This is a genomic window from Bartonella machadoae, assembly GCF_022559585.1.
Taxonomy (GTDB): Bacteria; Pseudomonadota; Alphaproteobacteria; order Rhizobiales; family Rhizobiaceae; genus Bartonella; species Bartonella machadoae.
Genome location: NZ_CP087114.1, coordinates 943,252 through 965,251 on the forward strand (window position 1 = coordinate 943,252; position 22,000 = coordinate 965,251).

Genomic DNA, 22,000 nt, shown 5'->3' on the forward strand with positions numbered 1-22,000 from the left:
ATCAAATTTCTCCTTTAAAAATATGATGAAACAAGAATTTACACAAACATTGTTTGCGTGGATGGGTGGTAAACATTATCTGCGTAAGAAAATTATACCGATTTTAAATAATATTGACCATGAAACCTATGTTGAACCATTTTTAGGTTCTGGTGTTATTTTCTTGAACAAACGACTAGCAAAATATTCTGTTATTAATGATCTCAACGGTGAGATTACCAACTTGTTTCAGTGTGTTCAAAATCATTTTGACGAATTAGCCAAGCAATTAGAGTGGTTTATTTACTCCAGACAGTTGTTTTTTGAACTTGCGGCTATTGAACCAGAGAGTCTCTCCAAGGTTGAAAGAGCAGCAAGGTTTTTGTTTCTCCAGCGCTGCGTCATGTATGGTAAAAAAGATTATAGTACTTTTGGCTTTGGAAGAAAAAAGTCTACGGTATTTCATCCCGATAAGCTTTTAGAACGGATGAGGCGTGTTAGGCGCAAGCTTGTTGATACAACGATATTAAACTTTTCGTGGGAGCGTGTTGTTCAACTTTTTGATGCACCAGATAGTTTGTTTTATTTAGACCCTCCTTATTATCTGAAGGGTGATTATTATACCTCTGGTAATTTTAGAGAAGATGACTTTGTTGCAATGGCAGACATTCTCAAAACTATACAAGGCAAATTTGTCTTAAGTCTCAATGATTGTCAGGAGGTACGTGAAATCTTCAAAGATTTTGATTTTTTAGAATTAGAAACGTTATGGACAGCTGGTTTTTCTAAAAAGACACCTCGAAAAGAACTGTTGATTCGGAATAATTGAGAGAAAAATCTGAATTTTTTTGCTAGAATCAGAGCGAATATTCGTTTGTTTCATAGGATTTTAGATGCTTACACCTTTTGGAAAAAGCTTACGGAAACTTCGCATTGATTATTCTGAACGTCTTTTAGATATGTCTGAGAAATTAAACATATCCGTACCATTTTTATCATCAGTAGAAATTGGCAAAAAATCAGTACCGGTTGGCATAGAAGAAAAGATCATAGAGCTTTATGCTTTAGATCAAGAAGCGGCAGAACGTTTAAGGCGAGAATCTGATGCTTGTCGTCATGTTTTTACGATCAGACCTTCTGATCAGTTGAGGTGTGAAATCACCGGCATGTTTGTGAGAATGTTGAATAGTTTTTCACAACAGGATTTAGAATCCTTCAGAGAATTTTTAGCAGCAATTAGAGAAAGGGAAAGCAAAAAAATGTCACGTTTTAGAGGCATGATTCAAAATCCTATTCCCATACATTTATTCATTCATCCCAAACCTTAAAAAAGAACATATAAATCAATTGATTATATAGATAAAAAGAAAGTTTGTTATTTCTGTTTGGCAGATTAATTTTAAATTTGGCAGTTTCAGGAGAAGATTTCTATCAACTATAGTCACGCTCTCTGATTAAGATAAGAATATCTATCTGTTTGAGCTTATCTTCTAAATCACATTCTTTCGCTTAATTATTGATAACCAACACTTCATGCCATTTCATTAATTTTGTAAGAGATTGTAATGTTAAGATGGCTTTTTGATAGCCATCTGGAATGAATATTTTTAATTTAAAGTTTCCGTTTCATTCATCAATATTTGAGCGCGTTATTTCATTGCTAAAACAACTAAAAAGCAATTTCACCACTGATATTTTGACGTAAGGTCAAGGCTAGTAACAAATTATCCTCCCCCTTGATTTCATTGTTATTTCTAGCAATAAAAATAGTATTAATCAGTTTATTTTTATAAACTTTAAAACATTGCGACAAAAAGAAAAAGTTTGACTCAGGAGATAGAGACTTGCGCTTTTCTGATATTCTAGAGGATGAACCTGAAGTGCACCGCTGGACTGAAACCATGTTCTAGTTTTCTTATAATAGACTATTAAGAAAGCCATATTTGCGAAGTAGATTTTATTGTCGAAACAGAAAAAGCTACATATTTGTGCGAGACAAAGCGTGCTTCATAGAAGCCTGATGTTTCTCTTTATTCGTTGAGATGTAATTTGTTTGTAGCATGAAGAGTAAATTTATTAAAATCATGATAAGAGGGAGAGAGGAACTTTATAGGTTTAGCATCATGGGATTAAGTTGTTTTGTTGAGAGTTATTTTTATTTCTGCCAAAAGGTTATTTCGTATTAGGGGATGTACTTTATTTTTATGTGCAAGAAAGCTGATTGATTGTGTAAAATAGTCTTCATAAAATTACATTCATCTTATCCTGTTAAGGACATTTTTTCTAGTGAGGGCTTTGCAATTATAATGCTCTTTTTCTCATTCTCAATTTTGGCTCAAAAAAGCGTATAGAGATGTTATTTTAAATTTAAGATATGCATATATTCCCTTGTTGGTGTTACTGTTGTAAAAAATGATATTTTCTTTATAAGATAAGGTGTTATCAAGAAGAGCGATGGAGAGATAAAATTTAGAGTGTTACAATATCTTGAAAAGCATATGGGTAAATAATGGGTCATTGTGCTACGAAAGTTGTGAGATGGGTGTGTGTCAGCAATTCTTAATAAAGTTTTTTTCTTGATAGGAATTTTTTTCAAAATTCTTGCTCTTTTTACGCGAATCTTATGTTGGTAAGTTATGCAGTTTTCACCGGAACAAGATAAAGCATTGAAGGCTGTTGCCGCATGGTTAAGGGAAGGGCGTTCACCACTTTTTCGCCTTTTTGGTTATGCAGGAACAGGGAAAACAACGCTTGCGCGCTATTTTGCTGAGACCGTTGATGGATCTGTTCAATTTGCTGCGTTTACAGGAAAGGCAGCACAAGTTTTGCGGTCTAAAGGTGCAAGCAATGCTTGTACGATTCATTCATTAATTTATTGTCCGCGTGGAGAAGAAGAAGTTTCCGATGAAGTCACAGGAAAAAAATCTCTTGCACCGACATTTGTATTAAATCGGAGAAGTACTGCTGCACATGCTAAACTTATCATTATTGATGAGTGTTCAATGGTCGATGAACAATTAGCGCGTGATTTAATGAGTTTTCAAACGCCAATTCTTGTTCTTGGTGATCCAGGTCAATTGCCTCCTGTATCAGGAGGTGGTTTTTTTTCCAACAGTACACCAGATTTTCTCCTCTCTGAAATTCATCGACAAGCGCGTGATAATCCGATTGTTCGTTTGGCTATGGATGTACGTGAAGGGCGCGATATTGTTTATGGTGATTATGGGGCGGCTCGTGTTATTACACGCAAAGAGGTGGATCAGAAATTGGTTTTAGATGCTGACCAGGTGTTGGTAGGAGTGAATCGGACACGTCACCTTTATAATAGACGTTTGCGTGCGTTGAAGGGATTTACAGCAGACTATCCACAAGCGGGAGATAAGCTGGTGTGTTTGCGTAATGATCCCGCTAAAGGTTTGTTAAATGGATCTTTATGGAAAGTCATGACTTCACAGAAGGAAACTGTTAAACCAAGTATTAACCTTCTTGTTAAACCAGAAGAAAGTGAGCGTGGGGTAGCGAAGATTAAGCTTTTAAAAGCAGCATTTGAAGATCCTGATAGTGAGATTTCATGGGCGTTAAAAAAAAGACACGATGATTTTGATTACGGGTATGCATTAACTGTTCATAAAGCACAAGGATCACAATGGGATAATGTTGTTTTATTTGATGAAAGTTTTGCCTTTCGTGACATGTATGCTCGCTGGCTGTATACGGGAATTACACGTGCAGCAGAGCGTTTAATAATTGTTCGATAGGGAATTTTATTCTTTAATATTGTATTGGCAAATATATTTTTGTCTTGAGAGCTGTGTCTGAAAATAGGAGTGAGCATGGCCATAAAACTTTCGGTTAATCTGAATGCGATTGCTGTTTTGCGCAATCGGCGTAATCTTCCTTGGCCAAATATCAATCATATTGGGCATATCGCACTTACAGCAGGCGCTGCTGGTTTGACAGTCCATCCGCGCCCCGATGAGCGACATATTCGTTTTGCTGATTTGCCGGATATACGCTGTTTAATGAACAGGACATTTCCTACTGCTGAATTTAATATTGAAGGTTATCCAAGCGATACATTTTTGAATATAGCAGAAAAATATGCCGATCAGATTACTCTTGTGCCGGATGACCCAGCTCAGTCAACTTCTGATCATGGGTGGGATTTTGCTCATAATGCAGAATTTTTAGCACCTATTATTCAACGCCTGAAAGCAAAAAAAATTCGCGTGTCTCTGTTTGTTGACCCTATCGTGGATGGCCTTGATGTTGCTAAAGCAATCGGTGCCGATCGTGTGGAGTTTTATACTGGTCCTTATGGTGGTGCATTGCGGGATAAGACAAAACAAGATCAAGAACTCAGTAAACTTGTTTTCGCAGCAAGAAGAGCTCAAGAGTTGCAATTAGGTGTTAACGCAGGGCATGATCTGACAGTTACAAATCTTCCTGCTGTTGTCCATCATATTCCTTGGCTTGATGAAGTTTCTATTGGTCATGGGTTGATTGCGGATGCGTTAGAATACGGAATGTATGAGACTGTTCAACGTTTTCTTCGGTTGTTGGTGTGATTTTGTTCCTCTACACCATGGAAAAATTTTTCTAAGGTGCTCTTTATCTTGAAGAAACGATTTTACATATGTTTGTTTAGATCAATGATACTGCTATATATTATGATAGCAATGGAAATGCCGCATTCAATTAAAAAAAACTGGTCGTGATTTCATTATAGGATTCTGTAGAGAGAGAGGTCAGTTTTGTAATTATTTTAAGAGGTAGAAAATCAGTAGTAGAGTTCATGAGAAATATAAGAAACTGAAACTTTTAGATGTGTGTTGGCAACTGAGATGATAAGGGTCATTTTGGAGAAGATACAGAGTTTTAAGGGTATTCTTTTGTGCTCTTCAGTTACGAATTTATTCCATTAAAATACTCAATATTACCTACAGTTGAAGCTGTACTATTTATTACCGCGCTGTAAAATTGGGTTATATGAACAGTGTTTTTTATCATGCGAATGGTAGAATTGATTTTTTGCGTTTAAATATAAAAACGCTATCCTTTGTTTACAATTTTTCTTGCTATCCACTTTGATTTCGTTCATGCTAAAAATGCATGCTCTATCTTCATTTCAAAGAGATAATGCTTTATTCTTTGAAAGAAGAATATAATTTTAGTATATTTGTTTATTTTTATAAGTATTGTTATTATATAATATCGTATTTTTGTAAAGTAAGTAGTTGAATTATATTTTGGTTCAAAATATACTTTTAGAAGTTTTTGGGGATATAATTTTTATTTGTAATATATAAATTAAAAAAGACATTCTATTGCTTTGTTACTATAAATTTATTTTTTTATTTATAGTCTTTCAAGCACGTGAACTATTTTTTACTTATTTATTCAATAAAATAAGCCAAAATTTATTTTAAATAGAGAGAAAAGGAAGTATTTTTATGCGTGTTTATTATGATCATGATGCCAATATTGATTTGATTAAGGGAAAAAAAGTAGCCATTGTTGGTTACGGTTCACAAGGACATGCCCATGCTTTAAACTTGGAGGATTCCGGAGTTCAAAATGTAAAAATTGCTCTGCGTTCAGGGTCTGCAACAGCTAAAAAGGCTATGGTGGATGGTTTTGAAGTTATAAGTGTTGCTGAAGCAGCAAAATGGGCAGATCTTATTATGATGGCTACACCAGATGAGTTGCAAGCTGATATTTATAAAGAGCATATTCATGATCATTTACGTGACGGTGCCGTGATTGCTTTTGCTCATGGTTTAAGTATTCATTTTGGCTTAATTGAACCTAAAAAAACTGTTGATGTTGTGATGATTGCTCCCAAAGGTCCTGGTCATACAGTGCGCAATGAATATCAACGTGGTCGTGGTGTTCCTTGCTTAATTGCGGTTGCACAAGATGCTTCAGGACATGCCCATGATATCGCATTGTCTTATGCATGTGGTCTTGGTGGGGGACGTGCTGGGGTGATTGAAACAACCTTTAAAGAAGAGTGTGAAACTGATCTCTTTGGTGAACAAGCCGTTCTTTGTGGTGGTCTTGTTGAACTTATTCGAGCGGGTTATGAAACACTAACGGATGCAGGTTATGCGCCGGAAATGGCTTATTTTGAGTGTTTACATGAGGTTAAATTGATTGTGGATCTTATGTATGAAGGTGGTATTGCAAATATGAATTACTCCATTTCCAATACAGCTGAATGGGGCGAATATATGTCTGGTCCACGTGTAATTACCGATGAAACGAGAGCAGAAATGAAACGTATTTTGCAAGATATTCAGACAGGAAAGTTTACATCGAATTGGATTCAAGAATACAAGGGCGGTGCGGCTCATTTTAAAAGTATACGGCGTTTAAATGATAGCCACCCTATTGAAGAAGTTGGCAAAAAACTTCGTTCTATGATGCCTTGGATAAAATCGAATGCTCTGGTTAATAAAGAGCGTAATTAAAATTTAATCTGTAAAGAGTTTTTAAACTTTATATAAAAATATCAAAAAAGGGTAACTTCAGTTACCCTTTTTTATATGCTTTTTGCAACATAAGCTTTATTTGTTTAATTTTTTGCATAATCCTTTTTCCTAAAAAGAAAATATACAATCCCTAAAAATATGAACCACGTTGGAGTGTATTTTAAAGCTATGGCTGTATCCGCTTCTAATGACAATAAATAAATAATGAATGCAAAGAAAACAAGAAGCGCCCAACACATAACAACACCTCCTGGCATTTTATAAGGAGAGACAGCATGCTGGAGAGGACGATTGCGACGATAGACGATATAGCTGATCAAAATGATAGACCATACAAATATAAACAAAGTAGCGGCAATGAAAACAAGAAGCGCCCAACACATAACAACACCTCCTGGCATTTTATAAGGAGAGACAGCATGCTGGAGAGGACGATTGCGACGATAGACGATATAGCTGATCAAAATGATAGACCATACAAATATAAACAAAGTAGCGGCAATTGTTGTAACAATTGTAAAAGCTTCAATGAGGGTTTGAGATAACGACACAACTGTATAACCTAATAAGATGCATAAACATGAACAGAATAATGCGTTGGCTGGAACGTGGTTACGAGAAAGCTTTCCTAAAAATTTAGGAGCACCTTTTTGTGTTGCTAGCCCATATATCATACGGCTGGTAGAAAAAATTCCACTATTTGCTGAAGATGCGGCAGCTGTGAGGACCACAAAGTTCATCAAACCTGCAGCAATTGGAATACCAATAAGTGCATACATTGTTACAAATGGGCTTTTTTCTGGACTGATTTGATTCCACGGTGTCACAGACATAATCACAAGAATAGAGAATATATAAAAGAATACAATGCGGATTGGTATTGAATTAACAGCCTGTGGTAAAGCTTTTTGAGGCTCTTTTACTTCAGCAGCAGCTGTTCCAGCGAGTTCAATGCCGACAAAAGCAAAAATAACAATTTGAAATCCAGCAAAAAAGCCTGTAATTCCTCGCGGAAAAATATTTCCATCGTTCCATATATTGCTAAGAGAAGCAACAGTGCCGTTTGGAGAGACAAAACCGGTAAAGATCATGTAAAGTCCCACAACAATTAAGACGAGAATTGCTGCGATTTTGATAAAACCAAACCAAAACTCAAGTTCGCCAAATAGTTTTACTGCGACGAGGTTAAGAATTAAAAAGGATATAATACTAATTATAGCAGGAATCCACGAATTGAGTTCAGGCCACCAAAAGTGTGTATAAGTGACAATAGCAATAATTTCAGCAGTTCCAGTGACAATCCAACACAACCAATATGTCCAGCCGATAAAGAAACCAGCACAAGGCCCTAGAAGATCGGTTGAGAAGTCAATAAAAGATCGATATTGTGTATTAGAAAGCAACAACTCTCCCATAGCACGCATAACAAAGTATAGAGCACAGCCAATAATTGCATAAACAAGTAGAATGGAGGGGCCTGCTACGCTGATTGTTTTTCCCGATCCCATAAAGAGACCTGTTCCAATTGCTCCACCCAGTGCTATAAGTTGTATGTGCCGGTTATGCAGTCCACGTTGCAATTTCTTCTTGGTTTTTTTTTCTAAATTTTGTTTGTTCATTGTTGGGAAGTTCCCCTTCGTTATTTTAGATAAAAATTACCCTAAAAAGGTAATCTCTGCTATCGGAACATGATATGGCTAAGGAGTAAAGGAATTTTTTTCTATGACTATATGTTAATAAAGAAAAACATTACGAATTTATGAAATAATTATTCTATATATAAGGCATAAAATAGAAGTTATATTATAATTTTTATTTATTTTTATAAATAATTTATAATAATATATTATATTTAATTATGACAAATAATGTTTTTATATAAATATATATTTTTATAAAAATGTTTATATTGTATAAATAGTTTTATAATGAAATTATACTTTAATAAATATTTGCTATTATGTAATAATGTAATTAAAATTATAAATTTATCAAATAGAAAAATATTTTCATAGAATCTTTTTTTATTGTAGATAGCTACTAAGATGTATTCTGTTTAGATCTGTGTTTTAAAATTTGAGAAAAAATTAATATAACTTTTTTAGGGGGAGGGTGAGATAAAATCGCATGTTTTATTAATCAACAATGTTGGTAAAGTTTATAGAGAATTATTTACAGAATAGCTCATTTTTTTCTTATTATAGTATTAAAAGTTTGTTGTTTCGAGCAGTGATATAAAGAATATCAAATTTTATACATGAAGCATTTTGAGAAGGCGTGGTGAGTCTTCAGGGAAGAGCTGGTCCATAGAGCCCCTTATGTAGGTGAACCATGTAAATGGTCATGAGCATTTCCCTTTAACACGCTGGATTATTTACAAACATGCGCTGGTAGGAATCCTTGTTTTTTGAGGTGTGGGGAGGAGATTAAATAGAAAAAGGGAATTAAAAACCCCCTTTTTCGAGATGTTTTTATGTATAGACTTTATTTATTATCTTTAGGCATTCTTTTTCTTACAAATAGAAAATAGGTTATGCTTAAGAAAATAAACCATACTATACCGCATTGGAAAGCTATAAAGGTATCATGTTCTAATGTTAACAAATAGAGTATGAAAATAAAAAAAGCTAAAATCAACCAGCACATACTATTACCAATTGGCATTTTGTAGATAGATTCAGCATGTAGCTGGGGGCGATTGCGACGATACACAATATAGCTTACTAGAATTACAGACCACACGAATAAAAATGCAATAGCTGAAATACTCGTTACAATTGTAAAAGCACTTATGATACTTGGAGACAGTGATGTAATTGCGTATCCTAAGAAAATACACAAGCAAGAAAAGAATAAGGCATTCGCTGGGACATGGTATTTGGAAAGTTTACCCATAAAGCGAGGTGCACCACTTTGTGTTGCAAGTCCGTATATCATGCGGCTGGTAGAAAAAATACCACTATTTGCTGAAGAGGCGGCCGAAGTAAGAACAACAAAATTTACTAGACCAGCAGCTATTGGAATACCAGCAAGCCAAAACATCGAGACAAAGGGGCTTTTTTCTGGAACAACTTGATTCCAAGGTGTAACTGACATAATTATAGCGAGGGAAAGGATATAAAAAAGCACAATGCGAACTGGTATTGCATTAATAGCTTTGGGTAGGACTTTTTTAGGATTTTTGACTTCAGCTGCGGTTGTTCCGGCAATTTCTATACCTACAAAAGAAAAGATGGCAATTTGAAAGCCAGCAAAAAAACCTGTTATTCCCCGAGGAAATATATCTCCACCGTTCCATACGTGACTGAAAGAGGCGACAGTGCCATTTGGAGAGGTAAAACCAGTAACGATCATATAAAGTCCAACAACAATTAACGCTATAATCGCTACGATTTTGATAAGACCAAACCAAAACTCAAGTTCTCCGAACAGTTTTACAGCAAAAAGATTAAAGACTAAAAAGAAAGCGATACAAGAAAAAACAATTATCCATGGATTAAGTGTTGGCCACCAAAAGTGCATGTAAGTGATGATGGCAATAATATCCGCAGCCCCAGTTACGACCCAGCTCAACCAATAGCTCCAGCCGACAAAAAAAGCGATTCCTGGTCCTAACATATCGGTTGAAAAATCAACCAGAGAGCGATATTGTGAATTAGAAAGCAATAATTCTCCCATAGCGCGCATTACAAAGTATAAGGCACAGCCTATAATAGCGTAAACGAGTATGATGGAAGGTCCTGCTACGCTAATTGTTTTTCCCGATCCCATGAAGAGACCTGTCCCAATAGCACCACCAAGCGCTATAAGTTGTACGTGACGGTTATCTAATCCACGTTGCAATTTCTGCTGAGGATTATCTTCTGAATTTTGTGTATAGTCCATTTTTTAGATGTTCCCTTTAGTTATTTAAGATTTAAAACATTAAAAAAGCAATCCAGTGTATCGAAGCATGATATAAATGAGGAGTAAAGAAAAAAATATTTTTTATGATGTCATGTGGATAAAGAAAAAGCATAGGAAACGGATAAGGACAGATAATCTTACTCCAGAACAATGCTATGCGTATTTGCGTACAGAATTGTAAGTGGTCGTTGAGATGACGGGTAAATGATTTAGAATTATTCGTTGTTCTTAAATTCTTTCAAATAGTTATGAGAAAATACTTATGGGTATCCGAAAACTCTCATTACATAATAAATACAGTTGCTTTCAAGATGATAATGGGAGAGGGATTTTAATTTTTAGTCAAATAGATTATAAAGTTGCCCTGTTATTTAAGGAATAATCTGCAAATAACAAAAGATTCTCAATTGATCTCTACAATCATTTTATTTGGTATTTTATTCGATTTCTTTGTGTTTGACCGATTCTAAAACTTAAAAAACTCTGTGTTTTGTAAGAATTCATGCGGTTGAAGTTTATGGTATCTTGAGAGCTTATGATTTTGAATGATCGGTGTTTCTTATCAGAAAAAAGATTTTAAATAGCATGCAAAACCGTTTTCGTTTTAAGGTTAAGGATGAATGATCCGTAGGGTTTTTGATGAATTTTAGGGGAAATTACAATGAAAAATCTTTTTAAAGGGGAAGAATCTTCTTAGCGAGCAGTTTAAGCCAATTCAAAAGGAATGGTTTATGACCCCTCACAAAATCTTTGGGTTGATATTTATCTTCAGTCAGGCACGGGGGAAACGACACGCTCTGCGTATGGTATCACGATCATGACAAGTCGTAGATATACAGATTTTTTAGAAGATCTGATGCGTGTTAAGAAGTCTTTGTTAAGTGATGAACAGTTTGCTTCATCTATGTATGGGAGCAATAATAAAACAAGCATTCAAGGGAGAAAAGCTCCTAGTCCAAAACATTCAGGAGGTCATGTCGATACAGCCAATAGGCGTATGATTTCGTATATTGGTTGTGAGGATGGTTGTGGTTATGTTTGGCAATTTTTATTAGCAACTTTCCCTATGCAGATTCCTTCTACGATAGCTGGAAGGGTCACTTTTAGAACGGTTATGAATGTTTTGGCAGGGGGAGGCAGTTGGGGTGGTGGTGTTGGTAATGGAGTGTTTATTCGCTCTAGTAATTATTCACGGAGTTTTAAGGATGAAATCGTAGGAGCCCGTGGTTGTAGTCGTCCACGGCATTTTGTCTAGAGGAGGCAAGAGAGATGAGAGAATATCCAGAGCATTTAAATAGCAAGGAAGATTATTTGAACATGCTTGACTATGACCGTGATGAAACGGTGAGAAGACTAAAGGTACTTTTACAAACGCGTTTTCATTGGGTTCGTGTCAAAGAACTAGGAGAAGGAGAAGAGGGGCTTGAGAATGAGAGGCATAAGATTGAGACGGTAACAGAGATGCCGGTTGATTTAGAGGGAGCTGTTGTTGAGAAGCGCTATCAGTATGAATTGCAAGAGGATGAATATTCTTTTCTCAGTTCTGTTGGCTTTGGAGTTGAGGAGGTCGAGCAGTTAATAAGAGAGCACAGCCAATAAATTACGAACAGCCATCACGACATTATCCCGCCTCACTTTTGTGGGGCTTTTTTTATGGAGCAGGCAATGAGAACAATATCGCAAGAAGGTTTAGCGCTAATCAAGCAATGGGAAGGTTTACGTTTGGATGCGTATCTAGATAAGGCATGCGTTTGGACGATTGGTTATGGGCACACCAGTAAGGCAGGCGAACCGTTTGTTAAGAAGGGCATGTCGATTACGCAAGAGCAAGCAGAAGAAATCCTTTGTGAGGATTTAAAGCAATTTGAGAAGGCTGTTGCAAAAGCGGTGAAGGTTTCGTTAACGGATGAACAGTTCGCAGCGTTAGTCTCGTTTTGCTATAATGTAGGCACGCGCGCTTTTTACAACTCGACTTTGTTAAAAAGGCTTAATCAAGGTGATTATGCGTCTGTTCCTTTTGAATTGCAAAAATGGAATAAGGCTGGAGGTAAAGTTCTAAAAGGTTTAGCCAACCGGCGTGCTGCCGAAGCGGGATTATGGGTTCGAGGGTCTTATGTTTCTTCTAACTATCAAAGAGTTCAAGTAAAAGAGGCAACGGGTGCACTTAAAATAGAAGCCTTAGCACCGATTATAGGTTCTTGCTCTGGTCTTGGAGGCTTATTAGCAGGCAATGGTCCTATTCAATGGGCTTTAGCCGGTCTGATGGTTTTAGCGGCTTGTGTTGGTCTTGTGTTTGTTGCCAAGCGGTTTCGGGAGCAACGGCTATGATGTTTTATCTCAAGAAATATTACTTGATGTTTACAGCGGCTTTAGCCGTTTTTTTTATGGCTTTAGCGAAGGCGTTTTATTTAGGCAAGAAAAGCGAACAGCACAAGCAAACAGAGGACGCTTTAAAGCAAGTAAAAACACGTCTTGAGGTTGAAAATGAAGTTAATCAGAAGAGTGATGGTGATGTGCGCCGTGATCTTTCTCGTTGGGTGCGCAGCAAAGAGGATTGAGAGTTGTGGTGGTTGGTTGCCGATTTATTTGGACCAGCAGGATGTTGGTGTGATCAGTGCCAATTTAGCAAGAGATATTTTAAAGCATAACAAGCATGGGGCGCATTTATGTGGTTGGAAAGATGAACAGAAATCCCAAGAGCGAAGAGCAAAGGTTTACAGAGAGAGAACGGGAGCTCCTTCATGAGATGATCAACGCTTATCAGGGTGTGAAGATGATGTCACGTTTTATGAAGTGGATGATGTTTCTTATCGACTTTGCCCGCCTTATGGATGCGCTCGATAATATCTTCTCACATCTCAAAAGATGGATAAGCAAAAGTTAGAAAATTTCTATCTTTTCATGGTTATTTTTGAAAAAGGTCAGCGTGTGTTCCTGTACGGACAAGATGTAATTTGTCTTTTTCAATTCTATAAATCAGTAGCCAATCTGGTTCAATATGACTATCACGGCACCCCGACCATGCCCCTTTTAATGGGTGGTCGCAATAATATTGTGGGAACGGTTTTTCTTCAATCAGTAGGTTTAATAACGCACGTAGTTTATTCATATTTTTACCGCGTTTTTCTGCTTTGTGTACAACGCTTGAATTGCACTGAACGAATAGGCGTTAACATATCAGATGCCTAAATCTTTAAACAGTGCCTCCGCATTTTCGAATGTTTTACCTTTTCCCTCGTCTAGTTCCTTGATGGCTTTACGTGTGATGTTATTGGGAACTTTAACATCAAAAGGCAAGCAACCTTCTTCAGCTACACGCAAAAATGTCATACGGATGAGGTCTGATGCACTCAACCCCATACGTTCTAGGGTAATCATTGCTTGTTTTTTCATTTCAGTAGGAATACGGGCGCGAACGACAGAATCTGCTTTCATTGTAGTATCTCATTCCATTAATCTTGTGCTTATAATGTAGCTACACTATACCTTTAAGTCAACTTTTTAGAATTAGAAACGCTATGGACAGCTGGTTTTTCTAAAAAAATACCTCGAAAAGAACTGTTGATTCACAATAATTGAGAGAAATGTTAGGAAATCCTATTCCCCTGTAGTTTGACAGTAGGTTTTGCAGTAAGTGGGAAGAGGTGGGATTAGGTAGGAATACGTGGTAATTTGTTGTTTTTATGCATATTTTTTACCTTAAAATGCGCGTTTTGTCAAAAGAGATTTTGACACCTGAAAATGGCAAAAAGAGCGAAAAATGCCAAAAATTAGAATTTTGCACTAAAAATAAGAAAAAGCTTTGAATGGTCTTTGAAAATCCTTTGAAGAATTTTAAAAAGTCTGTGAAATCCCAGAAAACCGGCTTTGAAGACCCTTTGAAAAAAATGAAGCAAAAAATGTAATTACCTTCAAAATCAGCCCAAAATGACCAAAAAAGCAAAAAAGAAACGCGTCATATGGCGCATTTCTATTTTTTTCGCATATAATCTTTTAAAAACAATAATTTAATTTATTTTGTTAATGTAAGGAGAAACGCGCCTACATTTTTCCTTTTAAAGGGACATTAGGCCGTATTTTGTGTGGTTGTTAGATGTGCTTTTTCAGCTTCAATTTGTCGCTTTAAGTGCAACTTTAGAAGAGGAAAAGTCGCTTCGACTTCTTCTGGGTCATTGATGTTTTGAACAAGCTCTTGCAACTTTCTATAAAGCTCTGCCGCTAATTCCGCTATATCTTCAGGGGGGAGTTTTATTTTTGCGTCGCGATAGGTCGTATAAGCTATGCGACCGAGCTTTTTCATTAGCCCAGTAGGGATGGTAGGTGCTTTTAAACCAAGCACTTTCGTTATATCTACGAACATTTCGCCTTCGCCTGTAACAAACCAAGCTAAGTTAACCTGTAATTTCTGTGACAAAGCAGTCAAAAACTCGACATTGGGAAAGGTAGTACCTCTTTCAGCGTGGTCATAAATTGCCTTCTTAATACCTAAACGGGTAGCTATTTGATCTCGATTAAGCTGTAAGCTTTCTCGTATCAAACGTAATCGTTTTGCTTGTTCAGTTTTTGGTTCAATTTCTTTTTTTGCCAAATCACAAAATAATGCAAATATTGAATTGACATAATGCAATTCTTGCATTATACCTCATATTACAGCCCGTTATTAAGGGCAGTTATTACACAAAGAACCCCACAAAAGACGGATGGTTGCGACATCCGTTTCAAGCAGGAGCGAAAGTTATGACTATCACACAAACATGGGATCGCCATAGTATTTTAGCTGAGCTACGCCGCCGTAATATGACCTTGGCGGAACTCACGAAAGTTTATCAAATCCCGTCATCCAGTGTCAAAAACATTTGGACACGGCCCAATGAAAAAGCTGAACGTGCCATTGCCGATTTTATCGGCTTGCCCGTCGAGCAGGTTTTTAGCGACCGCTACCCTAAAACGAACCGTCGCATTTTTAAAGCAGCAAAACATGCCAATACGGATTTGAGTGCACATTCCACATTGCGCGGTAATGCCGCTTGAACTTTGTTGCAAGGTTGTGCGTGTGTTTTACGCATTTCCCATGAATTTAAATATCATAAGATAAAAAGAGTTATCAATGTCTAAACATCAATACGAAATAGGCAAGATAAATTGCAGAGAGTTGCATGGTCAAACGGCTGTTTGGATAGGTTTGTTTTGGCGCTTAGGTGGTAAGCAGGTTCTCTTTAGAGGGGGGTGTTATGGTTGCAGCTTGTAATTTATGGACCCCAGAGGCAAAAAGAGAAATCGTCAACCCTTATTCAGAAGTTGAACGGTTAGAAACGATGCTTGCTTGTTGTTTTAAGGCGGTGAATGGAGGCTTTAGGCATCTTCCAATCCGGTATATTATTGATCCGCCGCATGGTTTGTTTGATGCGGCATTAGCACGGCAGATTGTTATTCATATTTTGCATTATCAGTTTGAAGTGCCGCGGCGGCGTATTGTCGCCATACAAGCACGGCAGCGGACTTCTATATCTTTGTCTCTTCAAGTGATTAGTCAGCGTTTGAACGATCCTGTTTTTGCTAGGGCTTATCGAAGATGGGTGTGCCGTGCGATGGATTTGTTTTTTAAAGAAATGAGAAAGGCGGCGGGGTGATGGCACAGTTTCAAAGGCTTTCTCTTGATGTGATTGTTGTGCCGGAGCGTATTCGCCCTGTGGATGATGAGCATGCTAAGGCTCTTGCGCAATCGATAGCGCGAGAAGGGTTGATGAACCCGATTACCGTGCGCCATACGCCCAATGCAAAAGAGGGTAATTATACGCTTATTGCCGGTGCGCACCGATTACGGGCTGCTGCGCTTTTGGGTTTTGGCGAAATTGATGCGGTTGTTGTGCAAGCGGATAAGGAGAATGCTGCACTATTAGAGGTTGCGGAAAATCTGTTTCGTAATGAATTATCTGTTATTGACCGTGCTTTGTTTGTCCAGACCTACCGTGAATTGTGGGAGAAGAAGTATGGGGAGATTCAACGTGGTGGGGACGGTAGTAACCAGCATAAAAGCAAAAAAGAGCAATTGGGTAAAGTTTACCCTATTGCTCAAATCAGTGATAATGCCTCTTCAAATGACAATGAAATCGCCCGTGAAGGGGACGAAGTAGCAAAGGTGCAAGTTGCACCTTTGCCAAATGATGGGTCTTTGGAGGAATTCGGTCAAGTTGACCGAATTGCTCAAAGGAGTAGCAATAGTGCAAAGTTTGCACAATTGCATGATGAAGAGCAATTGGGTAAAGTTTACCCTTTTGCTAAACATGTGGCGGACCGCATTGGTTTATCGAAACGCGCAGTACATTATTTAACAAAGATTGCGCAGCATTTACAGCCGGAATTGCGGTCGGTTTTGCGTGGGACCGCCTTGGCGGATAATCAGGCACAATTGTTAAAATTGGCAAAGATGGAGCCGTTGGCACAGCGGAGAGTGGCGGTTGCGTTTCAACAGGTTGAGGGGGATTTGCGACGGGCTTTTGATTTGGTCAATGGGATTAATACGCCCCCGCAAATTAATGAACAGGAACGGATTTTTGCCCAATTATTGGGGGTGTGGCAAAGGGCGAATGAGCAAACGCGGGCGCGTTTTTGCGCCTATTTAGAAAAGCAAGCGGTGGAGGTGCAATGATGAAGATGCATGGTTGCGGGCAGCTTGATTTTTTTCAACAGCCGGTTTTTCCTTGCCGCGAACCGGTTGCGCAGATTGATTTGGAGCGGTTTCGCTCACACATGAAGCGCGCCATGGCACGGGCTTTACGCGAATGCCGGTTTGAACGCAGCGTGGTTGCGGAACGTATGGCGCATTATTTGGGCATTGGTTGTTTGAGTAAGGCGAGTTTGGATGCTTATGTTGCTGAGAGTAAGCAGGTGGATATTTCTCTACCGCGTTTTAAGGCCTTTGTGCGGGCGACAGAAGCTTTTTGGCTCTGGGATGAGGTGGTGCGTGAAGATGGTTTGTTGTTGTTGCAAGGGGATGAAGCGCGCTTGGCAGAGATTGCAAGGCTCCAGCAAGAACAGCGAGAGATTGCGGCACGGTTAAAGGTTATGCGTGCGACCCCTGTGAGAATTAGACGGGGGCAGCCATGAAGGAATGGTTTAGTATTGCTGAATTGGCTGAAGCGGCTTTGCCAGGGTTGCCGAAGACAAAAATTGGTCTCAATAATTTTGCGCTTAAAAAATGGCGTTTGAATAAACAATTGTTTCGCCAAACATTAGGTAAGACCAAGCCGGTTTGGGAGTATCATCTCTCGTTATTGCCGGAGGAGGCGCGGGCGGCTTTGTTGGTGCGCTCTGGTGCGGGGTGTGTTTCGGGGGAGAGTCGTGGGCAAAAAGAAGACCTTTGGGCGCGTTATGAGGGGCTTTCAAAGGAGCATAAAAGGCGCTGTGAAGAGCGTTTGAAGGCACTTTGTTTTATGGATGATTTACTCCATGGAGGTCTTGGCGTGCATGATGCGGCGGTACGGACGGGGGTTCATTTTGGTATCAGTTGTCGGTCACTGTTTCATTGGTGGCAAAGGGTGGAAGGTTATGAACGCCCTGATTGGCTTGCGGCTTTAGCGCCTTGTTATGGTGAGGAGAATTTTTCACAATTTGCGCCTTGTCATGAGGAGGCTTGGGAGGTTCTCTGTTCGGATTATTTACGTCCCTCTAAACCGGCTTTTTCGGCGTGTTATCGGCGGATGGTTGTGATTGCACGAGAAAAGGGTTGGGAACCACTTCCTTCGGAGCGGGCTTTGCGGCGGCGTTTTCATAAAGAAGTTTCCAAGGCGGCTGTGGTGTTGGCGCGTGAGGGAGAAGAAAAGGCAAAAAAGCTTTATCCAGCACAACGGCGTGATCGCTCGAGCCTGCATGCTTTGCAAGCGGTGAATATGGATGGGCACAAGCTGGATGTTTTTGTGACTGTGCCTTGGGCGGAGAAGCCTGTGCGGCTTTATTTGATAGCTATACAAGATCTTTATTCGGGGAAGATTTTATCGTGGCGCCTATCGGATGTTGAAAGCTGGGAAATCGTTCGTTTGGTGATTGGTGATATGGTTGAAGCCTATGGGATACCGGAGCGCATGACTTTGGATAATGGGCGCGCCTTTACCAGCAAATGGATTTCTGGGGGTGTGCAAAACCGTTTTCGCTTTAAGATTAAGCCGGATGATCCGCAAGGACTTTTGACGAGTTTGGGTGTGCAATTGCAATGGACGACGCCTTATAGTGGGCAATCGAAACCGATTGAACGGGCATGGCGTGATTTGGCGGAAGGGATTTCGAAACATCCTTTTTGTGCGGGGGCTTATACGGGCAATAAGCCGGATGCCAAGCCTGAGGATTATGGTAAGCGTGCGATTGGATTTGAAGAATTTAAAGCCCATGTTGGCGCGCAGATTATGGCGCATAATGAGCAAACGGGGCGCAAGGCGGTTAATTGTGCGGGGCGCAGTTTTGATGTGACCTTTGCTGAGAGTTTAAAAGCCGATGGGACGATTGTTCGGCAAGCAACAGCGGCGCAACGGGCTTTATGGCTTTTGACTTCACAAGCGCTTCGGGCGCAAAAGGGCACGGGTGAGATCCATTTTTATGGCAATCGTTACTGGGCGCGTGCGTTGAACGAATATGCGGGACAGAAGGTGATTGTGCGCTTTGATCCGGATGATTTGCATCAGGATTTGCGGGTTTATGATTTGAACAATCGGTTTATTTGCATGGCATCTTGTCTATGTGATGTGGGTTTTTACGATCAGCAGGCGGCGCGTTTGAATGGGCGTTTGCGTAAAGAATATGTGAAGGCTGTGAAAGCCGAAAAGCAGTTGGCAGCCAAACTTGCCCCTGATCAATTGGCTGATGTTTATGGGTGCCTTGAGAAAAAGGGCAAAGAGTTAAAACGCAAATCTGCGATCAAAGCAAAGGTTACACGATTGGTTGCAAACAATGTGGGGAATTTGGCTAATAGGGGGAATTTGGCTTTGACAGCAAAGGAGGATGAGGCTTTGGAAGAAGAAGAATTTAGCCAACATCTTCACAAGGCTTTAAGACGGCTTTCTGTCTGTGATGGGGGGCGTGAAGTGATAAAGTTTCCTAAGCAATAGGAAAAGGAGAGGGGGATTTTAGGGGACTGGTTGAGGTCCATGTGCGGGGTTGAAGAATGAACAGAGAAAGGGGGGAGAAGTCTTATCCATTTCAATTTCTAAATCAATACAATCCAATTTTTATGCGTCTTTGCCTGATTGGGTGAGGAGTATGGAGTGATTTAAGTTTCCCTTTTGAGTGAAAAGGTGCAGGGGGGAGATTGTCGGGAGCCGGTTGAGTATCGCGTACGGCTTTAGGTTAAACAAAATGGGTAGGTTTGCAACCCTACCCATTCAATAGTCTAAAATCAATACAAGAGGGGATTATAGATGAAATACGCGATCAATGCAACAGTTGAGAAAAATCCTTGGGCGCGACCAAAAATCCAGCCCGAAACAGCAGCAAACCGCAACAGTGATGATATTGCCTTATGGAATGCACTTGTGGATTCGGTGAGAGCTATCGCAAAAATGCATGATTGGACGAAGGCGGAAGTTGCGCGGCGCATTGGCATGCCGGATGGAACATTTTCGCAATGGTATGCGGGCAGTTATGCGGGGCAATTGGGTAAGCAGAATACAAAAGTTCAACAGTGGGTGGAGGCTTTAAAGGAGGTGGATGAACTTTTGGAGCGTATTCCTGAAAAGCCGGCTTTTCAGAGGAATCGTATTGCGCAGGAAATCATTGACACTTTAACACTGGCACAAAGCACGGGTGATATGGTGATGATTACGCTTGATGCGGGCAGTGGCAAGACAGAAACATGCCGCCATTATCGTGCGACGCGCCCGCATGTTTATTTAGTGACAGCAAGTCCGCATACGCGCAGTGTTCATGGTATTTTGAATGATATGGCAGCAGAATTGGAAGTGGTGGAATATAATCCCACCCGCTTAACACGCGCTATTGGCAAGAGGTTAGAGCGGGTAGGTGGTGGGACGTTACTGATTGTTGATGAGGCGCAAAATTTAACGGATGAGGCGATTAATCAATTGCGCCATTTTGTTGATGTCAATGGCACGGGTTTGGCTTTGGTTGGCAATGATGAGATTTCTGGACGTTTGGTTCACCGTCAAAATGGTCCTTCTTATGCGCAAATTAAAAGCCGTTTGGCGATGCATTTGAAGCGCCGTAAGCCCTATAGTGAAGATATTGCCGCTCGTATCCATGATTGGGGGATTGAAGATGCTGGGGCGATTAAGTTTCTGACAGGGATTGGTTTAAAGGCTGGCGCTTTGCGGCAAATTGACAAAACCATGATGCTGGCACGCATGGCAGCCCTTGGTGATGGGTGTGAGGTCACGCTTAAACATGTCAAAGCGGCTTGGAAAAACCGTGATGTGGAGGAATTGGCATGATCCCTTTATGCGATAAAGAATTATCCAATACGCTTGTTGGTCTTTATGACGATTATCAACGTGGTTTTGAGATTGGCGACCAGATTAAACTTTGTGTTGATTTGGCGTTATCGCTTGAATTGGAATTGAGTATTCACCGTCTAAGCGAAGCAGAAGCGGTTTTAGAAAACCAAGTGGTGGACTCTTTTGCCCGTTGCCAAAATCCTTCTTCAAAGAGGGATGAGGCAGGAGATGAGACAAAAACAATTGGTGAGACAGGTACAGTTATTCCTATAGATTTTGGAGGAGGCAAGTCATGAAACGCAATCCCTATATGGTCGGCGAATGTTTGGTTGCCATGCGTTCTGCTTTGTTAAAGCATGAGTTGGAAGGCATTTTTTTGAGTGCGAAAGATGTTCGAGAATTGAATGATTATTTGCGTCGTTTGGCGCGCTATAACCACATTTTGGGTCATGAACTTTGTCGGTATCGTTGGCAAATAAAAGCGGGGTATCAGCCGCAATCAGGTGAAGTTATACCGTTTCGCCGTTTGCAAAAAAACAAGGAGGATTTTTGTGATGAATCAACGAATTGAGCTTGAAGGCACGCATTATATGAAGGATGCGAAAGGGGCTTTGGTGCCGGTCAATCTGATCCGTCCTGCGGATTTATTAGAAGATGAAACGGTGCGTAAAATTATGGGCTTTGCCAAAGAATTATCGGCAAGGGTTGCGCGTTTTAACAATCATACGATTGCGGATTTGAGTGCCTTTGATAGTTTGCTTGCGCAAGAATATGGTGTGGAGCGGCGCGGCAAAAAGGGCAATTGTACTTACCAGAGTTTTGATGGTTTGCAACGCATTCGGGTGCAAGTGCAAGAGAGCTTTGATTTTGGTCCGCAATTGCAAATAGCCAAAAGCCTTCTTGATGAATGTTTAAATGAGTGGTCTGCGGATGCGCGTCCTGAAATCCGCGCTATTATTACGCGTGCTTTTAATACCGATAAAGAAGGGAAAGTTAATCGTGGCGAAATCTTTATGTTGTTGCGTTTGGATATTGATGACCCTCGCTGGCAGGAAGCTATGCGTGCAATTCGTGAAGCGATCCGTGTGACGACCAGTAAGGAATATGTGCGTTTTTATGAACGGGAGAGTTTGGAGCATCCTTGGCATCCTGTCACGATTGATTTGGCAAAGACGTGAGGAG

General features: G+C 39.7%; 25 protein-coding genes. 20 read left to right on the forward strand and 5 right to left on the reverse strand.

Annotated features, from left to right (window positions below; all coding sequences use genetic code 11):
* Positions 1 to 22 precede the first annotated feature (22 nt).
* The 5 genes from LNM86_RS04380 to ilvC all read left to right on the forward strand — a co-directional run bounded on the left by LNM86_RS04380 (position 23) and on the right by ilvC (position 6,452).
* Positions 23 to 808, forward strand: a complete 786-nt coding sequence (locus LNM86_RS04380; RefSeq protein ID WP_308219232.1) for a DNA adenine methylase — start codon at positions 23 to 25, stop codon at positions 806 to 808.
* Between the two features lie 64 nt (positions 809 to 872).
* On the forward strand, positions 873 to 1,307 hold the full coding sequence (locus tag LNM86_RS04385) for an XRE family transcriptional regulator (protein WP_241438595.1): 435 nt from the start codon (positions 873 to 875) through the stop codon (positions 1,305 to 1,307).
* Between the two features lie 1,308 nt (positions 1,308 to 2,615).
* Positions 2,616 to 3,737, forward strand: coding sequence for an ATP-dependent DNA helicase (locus LNM86_RS04390; protein ID WP_241438596.1), 1,122 nt, complete (start codon positions 2,616 to 2,618; stop codon positions 3,735 to 3,737).
* A 75-nt stretch (positions 3,738 to 3,812) separates the two neighbouring features.
* A complete protein-coding gene (locus tag LNM86_RS04395) occupies positions 3,813 to 4,547 on the forward strand; it encodes a pyridoxine 5'-phosphate synthase (protein ID WP_241438597.1) in 735 nt (244 codons plus the stop codon).
* A gap of 885 nt (positions 4,548 to 5,432) precedes the next feature.
* On the forward strand, positions 5,433 to 6,452 hold the full coding sequence (gene ilvC, locus LNM86_RS04400) for a ketol-acid reductoisomerase (RefSeq protein WP_241438598.1): 1,020 nt from the start codon (positions 5,433 to 5,435) through the stop codon (positions 6,450 to 6,452).
* 104 nt (positions 6,453 to 6,556) lie between these two features.
* Here ilvC and LNM86_RS04405 read toward each other — a convergent pair whose 3' ends face one another.
* Both LNM86_RS04405 and LNM86_RS04410 read right to left on the reverse strand, forming a co-directional pair.
* Positions 6,557 to 8,092, reverse strand: coding sequence for an amino acid permease (locus LNM86_RS04405; protein WP_241438599.1), 1,536 nt, complete (start codon positions 8,090 to 8,092; stop codon positions 6,557 to 6,559).
* Between the two features lie 865 nt (positions 8,093 to 8,957).
* A complete protein-coding gene (locus LNM86_RS04410) occupies positions 8,958 to 10,358 on the reverse strand; it encodes an amino acid permease (RefSeq protein WP_241438601.1) in 1,401 nt (466 codons plus the stop codon).
* A gap of 745 nt (positions 10,359 to 11,103) precedes the next feature.
* Here LNM86_RS04410 and LNM86_RS04415 point away from each other — a divergent pair.
* The 6 genes from LNM86_RS04415 (at position 11,104) to LNM86_RS04440 (ending at position 13,263) form a co-directional block, all read left to right on the forward strand.
* Complete coding sequence (locus LNM86_RS04415; RefSeq protein WP_241438602.1) at positions 11,104 to 11,634, forward strand: hypothetical protein; 531 nt, start codon at positions 11,104 to 11,106, stop codon at positions 11,632 to 11,634.
* Between the two features lie 14 nt (positions 11,635 to 11,648).
* Positions 11,649 to 11,978 (forward strand): hypothetical protein, encoded by a 330-nt coding sequence (locus tag LNM86_RS04420; RefSeq protein WP_241438603.1) that lies wholly within the window; start codon positions 11,649 to 11,651, stop codon positions 11,976 to 11,978.
* A 66-nt stretch (positions 11,979 to 12,044) separates the two neighbouring features.
* Positions 12,045 to 12,707, forward strand: coding sequence for a gene transfer agent endolysin BgtA (bgtA, locus tag LNM86_RS04425; protein ID WP_241438604.1), 663 nt, complete (start codon positions 12,045 to 12,047; stop codon positions 12,705 to 12,707).
* The gene (locus LNM86_RS04430; protein WP_241438605.1) at positions 12,704 to 12,937 is read left to right on the forward strand and encodes a hypothetical protein; all 234 of its coding nucleotides are present in this window, start codon (positions 12,704 to 12,706) and stop codon (positions 12,935 to 12,937) included. The genes bgtA and LNM86_RS04430 overlap by 4 nt, the downstream gene beginning before the upstream one ends.
* 16 nt (positions 12,938 to 12,953) lie before the next feature.
* Positions 12,954 to 13,124 carry a hypothetical protein gene (locus tag LNM86_RS04435; protein ID WP_308219241.1) on the forward strand — a complete coding sequence of 57 codons (171 nt, stop codon included), beginning with the start codon at positions 12,954 to 12,956 and terminating at the stop codon, positions 13,122 to 13,124.
* Positions 13,048 to 13,263 (forward strand): hypothetical protein, encoded by a 216-nt coding sequence (locus tag LNM86_RS04440; RefSeq protein WP_241438606.1) that lies wholly within the window; start codon positions 13,048 to 13,050, stop codon positions 13,261 to 13,263. Before LNM86_RS04435 ends, LNM86_RS04440 begins: the two co-directional genes overlap by 77 nt.
* Before the next feature lie 21 nt (positions 13,264 to 13,284).
* Here LNM86_RS04440 and LNM86_RS04445 read toward each other — a convergent pair whose 3' ends face one another.
* From LNM86_RS04445 to LNM86_RS04455, 3 genes are all read right to left on the reverse strand, one after another.
* A complete protein-coding gene (locus LNM86_RS04445; RefSeq protein ID WP_372712449.1) occupies positions 13,285 to 13,488 on the reverse strand; it encodes a type II toxin-antitoxin system YafQ family toxin in 204 nt (67 codons plus the stop codon).
* Between the two features lie 68 nt (positions 13,489 to 13,556).
* Positions 13,557 to 13,814: a type II toxin-antitoxin system RelB/DinJ family antitoxin gene (locus tag LNM86_RS04450; protein WP_241438607.1), complete on the reverse strand. Its 258-nt coding sequence runs from the start codon at positions 13,812 to 13,814 to the stop codon at positions 13,557 to 13,559.
* Between the two features lie 631 nt (positions 13,815 to 14,445).
* Positions 14,446 to 14,967: a helix-turn-helix domain-containing protein gene (locus LNM86_RS04455; RefSeq protein WP_241438916.1), complete on the reverse strand. Its 522-nt coding sequence runs from the start codon at positions 14,965 to 14,967 to the stop codon at positions 14,446 to 14,448.
* Positions 14,968 to 15,116: 149 nt separating this feature from the next.
* On the opposite strand from LNM86_RS04455, the gene LNM86_RS04460 reads away from it, so the two are divergent.
* The 9 genes from LNM86_RS04460 to LNM86_RS04500 all read left to right on the forward strand — a co-directional run bounded on the left by LNM86_RS04460 (position 15,117) and on the right by LNM86_RS04500 (position 21,996).
* Complete coding sequence (locus LNM86_RS04460; protein WP_241437195.1) at positions 15,117 to 15,410, forward strand: helix-turn-helix domain-containing protein; 294 nt, start codon at positions 15,117 to 15,119, stop codon at positions 15,408 to 15,410.
* Between the two features lie 200 nt (positions 15,411 to 15,610).
* Positions 15,611 to 16,009: a hypothetical protein gene (locus tag LNM86_RS04465; protein ID WP_241437194.1), complete on the forward strand. Its 399-nt coding sequence runs from the start codon at positions 15,611 to 15,613 to the stop codon at positions 16,007 to 16,009.
* Entirely contained in the window at positions 16,009 to 17,028 is a 1,020-nt protein-coding gene (locus tag LNM86_RS04470; RefSeq protein ID WP_241437193.1) for a ParB/RepB/Spo0J family partition protein, read from the forward strand. Before LNM86_RS04465 ends, LNM86_RS04470 begins: the two co-directional genes overlap by 1 nt.
* Positions 17,028 to 17,486 carry a hypothetical protein gene (locus tag LNM86_RS04475; protein ID WP_241438917.1) on the forward strand — a complete coding sequence of 153 codons (459 nt, stop codon included), beginning with the start codon at positions 17,028 to 17,030 and terminating at the stop codon, positions 17,484 to 17,486. The genes LNM86_RS04470 and LNM86_RS04475 overlap by 1 nt, the downstream gene beginning before the upstream one ends.
* On the forward strand, positions 17,483 to 19,477 hold the full coding sequence (locus LNM86_RS04480) for a transposase domain-containing protein (protein WP_241437192.1): 1,995 nt from the start codon (positions 17,483 to 17,485) through the stop codon (positions 19,475 to 19,477). Before LNM86_RS04475 ends, LNM86_RS04480 begins: the two co-directional genes overlap by 4 nt.
* A gap of 309 nt (positions 19,478 to 19,786) precedes the next feature.
* Positions 19,787 to 20,815, forward strand: a complete 1,029-nt coding sequence (locus LNM86_RS04485; RefSeq protein WP_241437814.1) for an AAA family ATPase — start codon at positions 19,787 to 19,789, stop codon at positions 20,813 to 20,815.
* On the forward strand, positions 20,812 to 21,114 hold the full coding sequence (locus LNM86_RS04490) for a hypothetical protein (RefSeq protein ID WP_241437813.1): 303 nt from the start codon (positions 20,812 to 20,814) through the stop codon (positions 21,112 to 21,114). Before LNM86_RS04485 ends, LNM86_RS04490 begins: the two co-directional genes overlap by 4 nt.
* Entirely contained in the window at positions 21,111 to 21,389 is a 279-nt protein-coding gene (locus LNM86_RS04495) for a hypothetical protein (protein ID WP_241437812.1), read from the forward strand. The genes LNM86_RS04490 and LNM86_RS04495 overlap by 4 nt, the downstream gene beginning before the upstream one ends.
* Complete coding sequence (locus LNM86_RS04500) at positions 21,373 to 21,996, forward strand: DUF3164 family protein (protein WP_241437188.1); 624 nt, start codon at positions 21,373 to 21,375, stop codon at positions 21,994 to 21,996. The genes LNM86_RS04495 and LNM86_RS04500 overlap by 17 nt, the downstream gene beginning before the upstream one ends.
* Positions 21,997 to 22,000 lie beyond the last annotated feature (4 nt).

Coding starts and splice junctions, on each gene's coding strand:
- LNM86_RS04380 (WP_308219232.1), top strand. CDS start 23: ATGATGAAACAAGAATTTACACAAACATTGTTTGCGTGGATGGGTGGT.
- LNM86_RS04385 (WP_241438595.1), top strand. CDS start 873: ATGCTTACACCTTTTGGAAAAAGCTTACGGAAACTTCGCATTGATTAT.
- LNM86_RS04390 (WP_241438596.1), top strand. CDS start 2,616: ATGCAGTTTTCACCGGAACAAGATAAAGCATTGAAGGCTGTTGCCGCA.
- LNM86_RS04395 (WP_241438597.1), top strand. CDS start 3,813: ATGGCCATAAAACTTTCGGTTAATCTGAATGCGATTGCTGTTTTGCGC.
- ilvC (WP_241438598.1), top strand. CDS start 5,433: ATGCGTGTTTATTATGATCATGATGCCAATATTGATTTGATTAAGGGA.
- LNM86_RS04405 (WP_241438599.1), bottom strand. CDS start 8,092: ATGAACAAACAAAATTTAGAAAAAAAAACCAAGAAGAAATTGCAACGT.
- LNM86_RS04410 (WP_241438601.1), bottom strand. CDS start 10,358: ATGGACTATACACAAAATTCAGAAGATAATCCTCAGCAGAAATTGCAA.
- LNM86_RS04415 (WP_241438602.1), top strand. CDS start 11,104: ATGGTTTATGACCCCTCACAAAATCTTTGGGTTGATATTTATCTTCAG.
- LNM86_RS04420 (WP_241438603.1), top strand. CDS start 11,649: ATGAGAGAATATCCAGAGCATTTAAATAGCAAGGAAGATTATTTGAAC.
- bgtA (WP_241438604.1), top strand. CDS start 12,045: ATGAGAACAATATCGCAAGAAGGTTTAGCGCTAATCAAGCAATGGGAA.
- LNM86_RS04430 (WP_241438605.1), top strand. CDS start 12,704: ATGATGTTTTATCTCAAGAAATATTACTTGATGTTTACAGCGGCTTTA.
- LNM86_RS04445 (WP_372712449.1), bottom strand. CDS start 13,488: ATGAATAAACTACGTGCGTTATTAAACCTACTGATTGAAGAAAAACCG.
- LNM86_RS04450 (WP_241438607.1), bottom strand. CDS start 13,814: ATGAAAGCAGATTCTGTCGTTCGCGCCCGTATTCCTACTGAAATGAAA.
- LNM86_RS04460 (WP_241437195.1), top strand. CDS start 15,117: ATGACTATCACACAAACATGGGATCGCCATAGTATTTTAGCTGAGCTA.
- LNM86_RS04465 (WP_241437194.1), top strand. CDS start 15,611: ATGGTTGCAGCTTGTAATTTATGGACCCCAGAGGCAAAAAGAGAAATC.
- LNM86_RS04470 (WP_241437193.1), top strand. CDS start 16,009: ATGGCACAGTTTCAAAGGCTTTCTCTTGATGTGATTGTTGTGCCGGAG.
- LNM86_RS04475 (WP_241438917.1), top strand. CDS start 17,028: ATGAAGATGCATGGTTGCGGGCAGCTTGATTTTTTTCAACAGCCGGTT.
- LNM86_RS04480 (WP_241437192.1), top strand. CDS start 17,483: ATGAAGGAATGGTTTAGTATTGCTGAATTGGCTGAAGCGGCTTTGCCA.
- LNM86_RS04485 (WP_241437814.1), top strand. CDS start 19,787: ATGAAATACGCGATCAATGCAACAGTTGAGAAAAATCCTTGGGCGCGA.
- LNM86_RS04490 (WP_241437813.1), top strand. CDS start 20,812: ATGATCCCTTTATGCGATAAAGAATTATCCAATACGCTTGTTGGTCTT.
- LNM86_RS04495 (WP_241437812.1), top strand. CDS start 21,111: ATGAAACGCAATCCCTATATGGTCGGCGAATGTTTGGTTGCCATGCGT.
- LNM86_RS04500 (WP_241437188.1), top strand. CDS start 21,373: ATGAATCAACGAATTGAGCTTGAAGGCACGCATTATATGAAGGATGCG.